This window comes from Rhodococcus mengyinensis (assembly GCF_048381435.1).
GTDB classification, from domain to species: Bacteria; Actinomycetota; Actinomycetes; order Mycobacteriales; family Mycobacteriaceae; genus Rhodococcus_F; species Rhodococcus_F opacus_D.
Genome location: NZ_JBLWIT010000156.1, coordinates 111,082 through 122,397, shown reverse-complemented (window position 1 = coordinate 122,397; position 11,316 = coordinate 111,082). Strand labels below are relative to the sequence as shown.

Here is an 11,316-nt window from a genome sequence, read left to right as displayed (position 1 = left end):
TTAGGCTGTGCGCCGTGACTGAGCGCACCCTTGTACTGATCAAGCCCGATGCCGTTGCCCGCGGATATGTAGGAGAAATCCTCGGTCGTATCGAGCGGAAAGGTCTGACGATCTCCGCGCTCGACCTGCGCACCGCTCCCGGCGACATCGCAGCCGCCCACTACGCCGAGCACGAAGGCCGCCCGTTCTACCCGGGCCTGCTGGAATTCATCACCGGCGGCCCGCTCGTCGCTGCAGTGCTCGAAGGTCCCCGGGCGATCGCGGCGTTCCGCCAGCTCGCCGGCGGCACCGACCCCGTCGAGAAGGCCGTTCCGGGCACGATTCGCGGTGACTTCGGGCTCGAAGCCCAGGAGAACCTGGTGCACGGCTCCGACTCGGTCGAGTCCGCCGAGCGCGAGATCGCCCTCTGGTTCCCGCACCTCGCCGCCAACTGATCTACCTCTCCACCCACCCCTCGACCCAACGGCCTGCCCTCCGGGCCGGCGGCGCCATCGCGTGCGGAACATGTTCCAGACCGATACGTGCGCCGCTGGCACGGACTGCGGCACACGTGTGGGATACTGAGGGTGGTCGGACCGCAATTTGTGCACCACGTGGCTTCGACCGGATGACACCACGGCTCGATGCCCTTCATCGCTGCCCCTGCGTCAACAGGAAATACCTGGGCGTTTCGGCACGCTGGATGATCAGGCGCTCGCGCCGCGGACGACGGCCATCCGCAAGGCACTACATGGGTGTGCAGTGAAAACGGACACTGCACGCGCTGTGTGGAGCGAGACCAGACAATCTCGCGCTCACATCTGGGGCGCGAGTACACATACTGCGCCCTCGCGTGGCCGCGTGACACCCCCAGACACGGGAGTGGACGCGCCCGGGGGCTGAGGAGACTACGTGGCCGATCAAGCGCCGCCCACAAATTCAGAGCCGAACGAATCGGCCACCGCCGGGAGCGCGGTTCCCGCTCTTCCGGAGAAGATGCGCGTTCACGCCCTCGCGAAGTTGCTGGGCGTGACGAGCAAGCAGGTTCTCGCCGAGGCTGCGGCCCTCGGAACCGAACTGCGCAGCGCGCAGTCCAGCCTGCAACGCGACGTCGCCGAGCGGGTGCACGCAGCTTTCACCGCTGCGCAGAACGCTCCCACCGAGCCACCCGCCGCGGAGACCCCGGCCGCCGAACCGGTCGCGGAGACCCCGGCCGCCGAACCCGCCGTCGAGGTCGCGCCGGAATCGGTCGCGGCTTCGGACGTCGAGGAAGCGGCGGCCGAGCAGGCTCCGGCCCCCGAAGTTCCCACCGAGGAAGCACCGGCCCAGGAAGCTCCCGCCCAGGAGCCCGTCGCGGAGGAAGCCGCGGTCGCCGAGCGCGACCTCGGACGTGACCTGTTCACCACTGCGTCCTACCAGGTCGAGGCGCCCGCCGCCGAGCCCGCCAGCGAGACCCCGTCCGCCGTCTCGCAGGTCCCGCTCTTCCTGCAGCCCGACCTCGCAGCGGTCGAGACCCCGCCGCGCCGCCGGCGCAGCCGCCGGGACGCCGGGACCCCGGAACCCACCACCGAGCAGCCGCCCGTCGCCGAAACGCGCGAGGAGGTGCCCGAGCCCGCCAAGGCCACGGACACCGGAACCGCCGACACCGAGTCGGACGAGTCCGACGTCGACGGCGATCAGCCGCGTCGTCGTCGCCGCGGCCGCCGCGGCCGTGGTCGCGGACGGGGCGAACAGCAGAACGAGCAGGACACCGACATCGACACCGAGGGTGCCGAGGCCGAGGAATCCGCGCGGGAATCCGTTCGCGAGGAGAAGGTCGCCGAGACACCGACTCGGGAGCCCGAAGAGAAGCCGAAGAAGGATTCCGAGGAGAAGCCCGCGGAGGCCGAGCAGGCCGAAGCGGAGTCCGGTGACGAAGAGACCGGTGAGGGTGACTCCGACGGGTCGAGCCGTCGCCGTCGCCGTCGTCGCCGTCGCAAGTCCGGTGGCGAGGGGTCGGGCGAGGCCACGTCCGAGGACGATCCGCCGAACACCGTCGTCCACGAGCGTGAACCTCGCAACAAGAGCCGCTCGAAGGACGAGGTCCAGGGCATCACCGGGTCGACGCGGCTCGAGGCGAAGCGTCAGCGTCGCCGCGACGGCCGCGATGCCGGCCGCAGGCGCCCGCCGATCCTCACGGAATCGGAGTTCCTGGCCCGCCGCGAGGCCGTCGACCGCGTGATGGTGGTGCGCGACCGCATCGCCACCGGGCAACCGCACGCGACGACGCAGGTCGCCGTGCTCGAGGACGGCGTCCTCGTCGAACACTTCGTGACCACGTCGGCGTCGGCCTCGATGGTCGGCAACGTGTACCTCGGACGCGTCCAGAACGTGCTGCCCAGCATGGAAGCCGCGTTCATCGACATCGGCCGCGGCCGCAACGGCGTGCTGTACGCGGGTGAGGTCAACTGGGAGGCCGCCGGGCTCGGTGGCAACTCCCGCAAGATCGAGCAGGCGCTCAAGCCGGGCGACCAGGTGCTGGTCCAGGTCAGCAAGGACCCGGTCGGTCACAAGGGTGCACGGCTGACGACGCAGATCAGCCTCGCGGGCCGCTTCCTCGTGTACGTGCCCGGCGGCACGTCCACCGGTATCAGCCGCAAACTGCCCGACACGGAGCGCAAGCGCCTCAAGGACATCCTGCGCGACATCGTGCCCTCGGACGCCGGAGTCATCATCCGGACAGCGTCGGAGGGGGTGAGCGAGGAGGAACTCGCCCGCGACGTGAAGCGTCTGCAGGACCAGTGGGCCGGGATCGAGGCTCAGGCCGCGAAGGCGGAATCCGGTAAGTCCGGCAACCCGCAGGCCCTGTACGAGGAGCCCGACCTTCTCGTGAAGGTCATCCGCGACCTGTTCAACGAGGACTTCTCCAAGCTCGTGATCGAGGGCGAGAAGGCCTGGTCGACGGTCGAGTCGTACATCAAGTCCGTGGCCCCCGATCTCATGCCGAGGCTCGAGCAGCACACGTCGGACAACGGTGTCGACGTCTTCGAGGCGCACCGCATCGACGAGCAGCTGGCGAAGGCACTCGACCGCAAGGTCTGGTTGCCGTCCGGTGGCACGCTCGTGATCGACCGCACCGAGGCCATGACCGTGGTCGATGTCAACACCGGCAAGTTCACCGGTGCCGGCGGAAACCTCGAGGAGACCGTCACCCGGAACAACCTCGAGGCGGCCGAAGAGATCGTCCGGCAGATGCGCCTGCGCGACATCGGCGGCATGATCGTCGTCGACTTCATCGACATGGTGCTCGAATCCAACCGCGATCTCGTGCTGCGACGCCTGACGGAGGCCCTGGGCCGGGATCGCACCCGCCACCAGGTGTCCGAGGTCACGTCGCTGGGCCTGGTCCAGATGACGCGGAAGAAGCTGGGCACCGGGCTGGTCGAGGCGTTCTCGACGACGTGTGAGCACTGCCACGGCCGGGGCATCATCGTCCACGCCGAGCCGATCGAGGTGAAGACCTCCGAGGACAACGGTGCGCGCGGGTCGTCCCGCGGCGGCGACTCCGGTGGCTCCCGCAAGAAGCGGGGACGCGACAAGTCGTCCGGCGGGGAGACGTCGCAGCCTCCCGTGCACGAGGAGACCCCGACGGTGGACGCCACCGTCAAGCGGGCCCACCCGGTCGCTCTCGCGATGGCACACCACCATCACGAGGAGGAGGCCGCGCACGCACACAGCGGGCACGACGCGGAATCCGCCGAGCAGCCCGCCGCGGCGGTTCCCGAGCCCGAGCAGCCGGTCGCCGCCGAAGCGGAGACACCGGCGGCTGACCTGCCCGGCATCGAAGAAGCCGTGGCCGAAGCCCCGGCAGCGGTCGCTGCGGAAGCCGTCGTGGCACCCGAGGCGGAGGACACCGTCGCCGAGGAAGCTGTGGTCGAAGAAGCCGTGGCCGAAGAGGCTGTAGCCGAGGAGTCGGCCGTCGAAGCCGCGCCGGCCGAAGCGGCTCCGGTCGCCGAGACCCCGGAACTCGTCGTGGAGCGCGAGCCCGAGCCCCAGCCGGAGCCGGTGGCCCCGCCGCGGCGAAGGAGCCGCCGGGTGTCGAGGGCAGCGGCGGCGCCGGTGTCCGAAACCCCGAGCGCCGGGACGGTGTTCGTGATCCCGACATCGGAGACCGGCGCGGAGCACGCACCGGAGCCGGAACCGGCCATGTCGGCGTCGGCCGTGAGCGCGCCGCCGGCGTCCTCGCCCGACGGCGCGGATTCGCAGGCAGCGCCGCGCAGGCCGCGTCGTCGCCGGGCGGCGGCACGTCCCGCCGGCCCGCCGGTGGACGCCGACAACTGACGAGGGAGCGCGGGAAGGCAATCGGCGCCGGTTTGTACGGAACGGTTGCCTTCCTGTAACCTTGACCAGTCGCTACTCGGCGATGAAGGTCAGCTGTGCCCTCACTTGTGAAGGCTGCGCGATCTCGACCGAGCTAGCCGTCACACCAGACCAGTCGCGCACACTGTGGCGCGAGCAAGTTCGAAGAAGCAAGGGGTAGCCCTCCGATGGCAACGTACGCGATCGTCAAGACCGGCGGAAAGCAGTACAAGGTCGCTGTTGGTGACCTCGTCAAGGTCGAGAAGATCGAGGGTGAGCCCGGCACTGCTGTCTCGCTTGCTCCCGTTCTCGTCGTCGACGGATCCGATCTGACGACCGACGCCGACAAGCTGGCCAAGATCTCGGTCACGGGTGAGGTCGTCGAGCACACCAAGGGCCCGAAGATCCGGATCCACAAGTTCAAGAACAAGACCGGCTACCACAAGCGTCAGGGCCACAGGCAGAAGCTGACGGTCCTCAAGGTCACCGGCATCAAGTAGCTAGAGCTTCAGAGCTGATTTCACCCGAGGAGGGTCAAGAACATGGCACATAAGAAGGGTGCATCCAGCTCCCGTAACGGTCGCGATTCAAATGCTCAGCGACTCGGCGTGAAGCGTTTCGGCGGCCAGTCCGTCAGCGCCGGCGAGATCCTGGTGCGTCAGCGCGGAACCCACTTCCACCCCGGCGTCAACGTCGGTCGTGGCGGCGACGACACGCTCTTCGCGCTCTCTGCCGGTGCCGTCGAGTTCGGCACCAAGCGTGGACGCAAGACCGTGAACATCGTTCCGGCGGCGGCAGAGGCCTAGTCCTGCCGCGAGTATGCATCGTCCCGTGAGGGACGTTTCAAGCTCCCAATAGGGGCGGACCTGGGTCGTGATACCCGGTCCGCCCCTATTGTTTTTTTCACGAGTGAGATCAACACAATTGACTGAGGAAGGATCCGGCAGTCATGTCCCGATTCATTGACCGCGTCGTGCTGCACGTCAGCGCCGGAAAAGGCGGCAATGGCTGCGCCTCCGTACACCGGGAGAAGTTCAAACCGCTCGGTGGCCCGGACGGCGGCAACGGCGGGCGTGGCGGTGACGTCGTGCTCGAGGTGGACGGCAACGTCCACACCCTCCTCGACTTCCATTTCCACCCCCACGCGAAGGCCACCAACGGCAAGCAGGGGATGGGTAGCAACCGTGACGGCGCCCAGGGCGACGACCTGATACTGAGGGTCCCCGACGGCACCGTCGTCCTCGACGAGGACGGCCGGATTCTCGCCGACCTCATCGGTGTCGGCACCCGCTTCGAAGCCGCCCAGGGTGGCCGCGGCGGACTCGGCAACGCGGCCCTGTCCTCGAAGGCGCGCAAGGCGCCGGGTTTCGCGCTCCTCGGTGAGGACGGCGTCGAGCGGGAACTGGTCCTCGAACTGAAGTCCGTGGCCGATGTCGGGCTGGTCGGGTTCCCGTCGGCGGGCAAGTCCTCGCTCGTGTCGGTGCTGTCGGCGGCGAAGCCGAAGATCGCCGACTACCCGTTCACGACCCTCGTGCCGAACCTCGGTGTGGTGTCGAGCGGCGACACCACGTTCACGGTGGCCGACGTGCCCGGGTTGATCCCCGGCGCGAGCGACGGCCGCGGGCTCGGACTGGACTTCCTGCGCCACCTCGAGCGGTGCGCCGTGCTGGCGCACGTCGTCGACTGCGCGACGCTCGACCCGGGCCGCGACCCGATCTCCGACATCGACGCACTCGAGGCGGAACTCGCCGCGTACAAGGGCGCGCTGTCCGGCGACGCCGGGCTCGGTGACCTCGCGGACCGGCCGCGCATCGTGATTCTGAACAAGGCGGACGTGCCGGAGGCGGCCGAGCTGGCCGAGATGGTCACCCCCGACCTCGAGGCCCGCGGATGGCCGGTCTTCACGATCTCGGCCGTCAGCCGAGAGGGGTTGCGCCCGTTGACGTTCGCGCTCGCGAAGCTGGTTGCGGACTACCGTGAGGCGCACCCGAAGGCCGAGCCGAAGCGTCAGGTGATCCGCCCGGTGATCTCGAACGAGAACAGCTTCAGCGTCGTCGCCGACCCCGAGATTCCCGGTGGGTTCATCGTCCGCGGCACACGGCCGGAGCGCTGGGTGCGGCAGACGCAGTTCGACAACGACGAGGCCGTGGGTTACCTCGCCGACCGCCTCGCGCGGCTCGGTGTGGAAACCGAGCTCGTCAAGCAGGGTGCGGAGCCGGGCGCGTCCGTCACGATCGGCAACGTGAGCTTCGACTGGGAGCCCCAGACACCGGCCGGCGTCGATCTCACCCGCACCGGTCGCGGCACCGACCCGCGTCTGGATCAGGTCGAGCGCATCGGCGCGACCGAACGCAAGCACGCATCCAGGGTCCGTCGCGGTCTCGAAGGCCTCGACCCCGAAGACCAGTGAGCGCCACCCGGCGCACGATCGCGTCGGCGGGCAGCATTGTCGTGAAGATCGGATCGTCCGCGCTGACCAGCCTGGTCGGCGGGCTCGACGTCGGTCGACTCGACGCGCTGGCCGATGCGATCGAGGAACGAATGCGTGCCGGTTCCGACGTGGTCGTCGTGTCGTCCGGGGCCGTGGGTGCGGGTCTGGCCCCGCTGGGGCTGACGAAGCGGCCACGGGACCTGGCGACGAAGCAGGCCGCCGCGAGCGTGGGCNGGGCCAGCTGGCGCTGGCCCACGCCTGGGGCACGTCGTTCGCCCGGTACGGCCGCACCGTCGGGCAGGTGCTGCTCACCGCGGACGACATCGCCCGCCGCGCGCAGCACCGCAACGCGCAACGCACCCTCGACCGTCTGCGCGCGCTGCACGCGGTCGCGATCGTCAACGAGAACGACACCGTCGCCACGGCGGAGCTGCGATTCGGTGACAACGACCGGCTCGCGGCGCTCGTCGCGCACCTGGTCGGCGCCGATGCCCTGGTCCTGCTGTCGGATGTCGACGGGCTGTACGACGGCGACCCCCGCAAGGGCAATGCCACGCTGATTCCCGAGGTGAACAGCCCCGAGGATCTCGACGGGGTGGTCGCGGGCTCGGGCGGCGCTCTCGGCACCGGCGGGATGGCGTCCAAGCTGTCGGCAGCGCGCCTCGCGGCCGATGCCGGTGTGCCGGTGCTGCTCGCCGCCGCCTCGGACGCCGGGGCAGCGCTGCGGGACGCCGGGGTGGGGACGGCGTTCGCGGCCCGGCCGTCGCGGTTGTCGGCGCGCAAGTTCTGGGTACGCCACGCCGCGGACGAGCAGGGGATCCTGCACATCGACGAGGGCGCTGTGCGTGCCGTCGTCACCAAGCGGCGGTCGTTGCTGCCCGCGGGGATCAGCGCGGTGTCGGGAAGGTTCTACGGCGGCGACGTCGTGTCGCTCCTCGGCCCCGACGAGCGTCCCGTGGCCAGGGGAGTGGTGGCCTACGACTCGGCGGAGATCAGCGACATCCTGGGAAAGTCGACCCAGGAACTGCCCGCGGAGATGCAGCGTCCCGTCGTTCACGCGGACGATCTGGTGCCGCTCTGACGGTCACGCGGGCAGCGCGGAGGACGCGTCGAGCAGTGCGGTGAGTGCTTCCGAACAGCCGGCGTGGAGCGTGAGGGTGGCGAACTCGTCGCCGCGCGTGGTGCCCCTGTTGACGATCACGATGGGGATTCCGCGTTTGGCGGCGTGCCGGACGAACCGCAGTCCCGACATGACGGTGAGCGACGAGCCGGCCACCAGGAGTGCCTCGGCTTCGTCGACCACGTCGTAGGCGGCGGCGACCCTCGGTTTCGGGACGGATTCGCCGAAGTACACGATGTCGGGTTTGAGCAGACCGCCGCACGTCTCGCAGTCGACCATCCGGAAATGCTCGGTGCTGGTGATCACCGCATCGGCGTCCGGTGCGATCTCCACTCCCTGTGCGGCAGCGACGGTTTCGGCGAAACCGGGGTTCGCGCGCTCGAGCCGGTCGGCGAGCGTGGCCCGCGAGATCAGGGTGCCGCACGTCAGGCACCGGACCTGGGCGTACGTGCCGTGCAGGTCGATCACCCGGCGACTGCCTGCCTTGGTGTGCAGCAGGTCGACGTTCTGGGTGATGACGGCACTCACGGCAGCCGCCCGCTCGAGCCCCGCCAGGGCGCGGTGGCCGGTGTTGGGCCGGGCGGCGTCCATGTGGCGCCAGCCGAGGTGGTTCCGCGCCCAGTAGTGGCGGCGGAAATCGGGATCACCGGTGAACTGCTGGTACGTCATGGGATTGCGCGGTGGCGAATCCGGACCCCGGTAATCGGGGATCCCGGAATCCGTCGAAATGCCGGCGCCGGTAATCACACACAGGCGCCGGTCACCGAGTACGTCGATCAGTCGGGCGAACACGCACTCCAGGGTAGCGCCGGCTCAGTACCCGACGACAGGATCGATCAGAGCGGTGAGATTCTCACCGGCGACGAAGCGGGTGACGTTCAGCGCGACGTGCTCGGCGAATGCCGGGGGGCGCACCGACGGCGGGTTGGAATCGTGGGGGGTGATGATCACGTTGGGCAGATCCCACAGCGGGTGGCCGTCGGGAAGCGGCTCGGGATCGGTGACGTCGAGTCCCGCTCCGCCAATCGTGTTGTCCCGCAGCGCTTTCACCAGTGCATTGGTGTGAACGAGCGAGCCGCGCGCGACGTTGATCACCCACGCGGTCGGCTTCATCTGCGCGAATTCCGCCGCCCCGACCAGATGGTGCGTGGCGTCGGTGGCGGGAGCCCCGATCACGAAGTGATCCGCGCGGGCCCACACCTCGCCCAGGCGGGTGGTGGGAAGCGTCTCGATCGCGCCCGGCACCGGGCTGCCGGAGCGATTGACCGCGATGACGTCGGCCCCGACGCCCGCGAGCATCGGGATCAGTGCCCGGCCGATTCCGCCGGCACCCACGATGGCCACGGTGGTGCCCCGTAGGGTGCCGATCTTCGAATAGAACTCCTGCTGCCGCCAGGTCTTCGCCTCGAGGTGCTCCGGGAGTGCCCGCACCCCGGCCAGCAGCAGCGTCAGCGCGTGCTCGGCGACGGTGGCGGCGAACGCGCCCGCCGCCGACGTCCACATCACGGTGGTGTCGGGTCTGATCACCTTCGCGGCGAACCACTCCTCGACACCCGCGGAGTTCAACTGCACCCAGCGGATGTTCTCGGGAAGCGGGTCCGGGAACCCGATCGGACCCGTGGTCCAGACCAGGGCGTCCGCGGAGTCGAGGGGGGCCACACGGGCACCGCCCCGGCGCACCGCATCCTCGAGGAGCGGGTCCGGGGCGGGTCCGATGGCTATAGCTGGAACAGCAGCGTCGTCGGCCATGGGGTCGAACTTACGCGGGAACCTCGATCAACGGGTAGACACCGTTTTCGTCGTGGACCTCACGCCCGGTGACGGGCGGGTTGAACACGCACAGCATGCGCATTTCGGTGTCGGGCTCGACACGGTGACGCTCGTGACCGTTGAGCAGGTACATCGAACCGGGGCCGAGTTCGTAGACCTTGTCGTTGTCGAGGTCGATCAACTTGCCGGTTCCCTCGACGAGCCAGACGGCCTCGACGTGGTTGGCGTAGTGGAACTCGTTGACCGAGCCCGCTTTGATCGTGGTCTCGTGGAACGAGAAGCCCACTTTGTCGCCGCCGAGGATGATGCGCTTGCTGCGCCAGTTTCCGTCCTCGCTGGTGATGTCGCGCTCGGTGTCGGTGATTTCTGCGGTGGTACGAACGATCATGTGAGTGTCAGTCCTCTCTCTAGCTGCAAACCTTGCCGGTGGCGTCGGCGAGAATCGCGAGTCCGTGGTCCAGTTCCTCGTCGGTGATGGTGAGTGCCGGCAGGAGCTTGACCACCTCGTCCGACGGTCCGGAGGTCTCCGCGAGCAGGCCCTCGTCGAAGGCGAGCTTGCAGACCTTGCCCGCGTTCTCCGGCTCGTCGAACACGAGACCCTGGACGAGGCCGCGACCGCGGGTGGAGACGGACCCGTCGAACTGGTTCGCCAGATCGGTGAACGCCTGGTGGATCTTCTCGCCCTTCTTCAGCGTCGTCTTGTGAAGGGTGTCGTCGGACCAGTAGTGGTCCAGGGCCACCTTCGACGTGACGAACGCCGGGTTGTTGCCGCGGAACGTGCCGTTGTGCTCGCCCGGGCCCCACACGTCGAGCTCACGCTTGAACAGCGTCAGCGCCATCGGGAGGCCGTAGCCGCTGATCGACTTCGACAGGCAGACGATGTCCGGGGTGATGCCGGCGACCTCGAAGGAGAAGAACGGTCCGGTGCGTCCGCAGCCCATCTGGACGTCGTCGACGATCAGCAGGATTTCGCGCTCGGCGCACAGGTCCGCGAGGGCGCGCAGCCACTCTGCGCGGGCGACGTTGACGCCGCCCTCACCCTGCACGGTCTCGACGATCACAGCGGCCGGACGGTTCAGGCCACTGCCCGAGTCGTCGAGCACGCGGCGGAACCAGTGGAAGTCCTCGGTGACTCCGTCGAAGTAGTTGTCGAACGGCATCGGGGTGGCGTGCACCAGCGGGATTCCGGCGCCGGCGCGCTTCATCGAGTTACCGGTGACCGACAGGGCGCCGAGCGTCATGCCGTGGAAAGCGTTGGTGAAGTTGATGATCGACGAACGACCCGTCACCTTGCGCGCCAGTTTCAGTGCGGCCTCGACCGTGTTGGTGCCGGTGGGGCCGGGGAACTGGACCTTGTAGTCGAGACCGCGGGGTTTGAGGATCTTGTCCTGGAAGGTCTGGAGCAGGTCGCGTTTGGCCACGGTCGACATGTCGAGACCGTGCGTGATGCCGTCGCTGACGATGTAGTCGACGAGCGCCGACTTCAGGACCGGGTTGTTGTGGCCGTAGTTCAGCGAACCGGCACCGGCGAAGAAGTCGAGGTAGTCGCGGCCGTTCTCGTCACGGATCCACGATCCGGATGCCGACTCGAAGACGGCGGGCCAGCCGCGGCTGTAGCTGCGAACCTCGGATTCGAGGTTGTCGAAGATGTTCGTATCGAAGTTAGTCATGTTGCTGC

At 68.7% G+C, this 11,316-nt stretch carries 9 protein-coding genes and 1 pseudogene; 6 read left to right on the top strand and 4 right to left on the bottom strand.

Annotated features, from left to right (window positions below; translation table 11 throughout):
* The first annotated feature begins 14 nt into the window (after nt 1-14).
* The 6 genes and pseudogenes from ndk (at nt 15) to proB (ending at nt 7,829) form a co-directional block, all read left to right on the top strand.
* Nucleotides 15-434: a nucleoside-diphosphate kinase gene (gene ndk / locus ACNJ7E_RS41755; RefSeq protein ID WP_005248085.1), complete on the top strand. Its 420-nt coding sequence runs from the start codon at nt 15-17 to the stop codon at nt 432-434.
* Nucleotides 435-891: 457 nt separating this feature from the next.
* Nucleotides 892-4,299, top strand: coding sequence for a translation initiation factor IF-2 N-terminal domain-containing protein (locus tag ACNJ7E_RS41750; RefSeq protein ID WP_280782390.1), 3,408 nt, complete (start codon nt 892-894; stop codon nt 4,297-4,299).
* A 206-nt stretch (nt 4,300-4,505) separates the two neighbouring features.
* Complete coding sequence (rplU, locus tag ACNJ7E_RS41745; protein WP_005248081.1) at nt 4,506-4,817, top strand: 50S ribosomal protein L21; 312 nt, start codon at nt 4,506-4,508, stop codon at nt 4,815-4,817.
* 42 nt (nt 4,818-4,859) lie between these two features.
* Complete coding sequence (gene rpmA / locus ACNJ7E_RS41740; protein ID WP_005248077.1) at nt 4,860-5,123, top strand: 50S ribosomal protein L27; 264 nt, start codon at nt 4,860-4,862, stop codon at nt 5,121-5,123.
* Between the two features lie 143 nt (nt 5,124-5,266).
* Nucleotides 5,267-6,727: a GTPase ObgE gene (gene obgE / locus ACNJ7E_RS41735; protein WP_280782391.1), complete on the top strand. Its 1,461-nt coding sequence runs from the start codon at nt 5,267-5,269 to the stop codon at nt 6,725-6,727.
* Nucleotides 6,724-7,829 (top strand): annotated as a pseudogene (gene proB, locus ACNJ7E_RS41730) (glutamate 5-kinase). The gene obgE and the pseudogene proB overlap by 4 nt, the downstream one beginning before the upstream one ends.
* Before the next feature lie 3 nt (nt 7,830-7,832).
* On the opposite strand, the gene ACNJ7E_RS41725 reads toward proB, so the two are convergent.
* The 4 genes from ACNJ7E_RS41725 to ectB are packed head-to-tail and all read right to left on the bottom strand — an operon-like array spanning nt 7,833 to nt 11,308.
* Entirely contained in the window at nt 7,833-8,660 is an 828-nt protein-coding gene (locus ACNJ7E_RS41725; protein ID WP_418342545.1) for an NAD-dependent protein deacetylase, read from the bottom strand.
* A 21-nt stretch (nt 8,661-8,681) separates the two neighbouring features.
* On the bottom strand, nt 8,682-9,617 hold the full coding sequence (locus tag ACNJ7E_RS41720) for a D-isomer specific 2-hydroxyacid dehydrogenase family protein (RefSeq protein WP_280782393.1): 936 nt from the start codon (nt 9,615-9,617) through the stop codon (nt 8,682-8,684).
* A 10-nt stretch (nt 9,618-9,627) separates the two neighbouring features.
* Nucleotides 9,628-10,026 carry an ectoine synthase gene (locus ACNJ7E_RS41715; RefSeq protein WP_005248060.1) on the bottom strand — a complete coding sequence of 133 codons (399 nt, stop codon included), beginning with the start codon at nt 10,024-10,026 and terminating at the stop codon, nt 9,628-9,630.
* A 19-nt stretch (nt 10,027-10,045) separates the two neighbouring features.
* Nucleotides 10,046-11,308 carry a diaminobutyrate--2-oxoglutarate transaminase gene (gene ectB, locus ACNJ7E_RS41710; protein WP_280782394.1) on the bottom strand — a complete coding sequence of 421 codons (1,263 nt, stop codon included), beginning with the start codon at nt 11,306-11,308 and terminating at the stop codon, nt 10,046-10,048.
* Between the last annotated feature and the right edge of the window lie 8 nt (nt 11,309-11,316).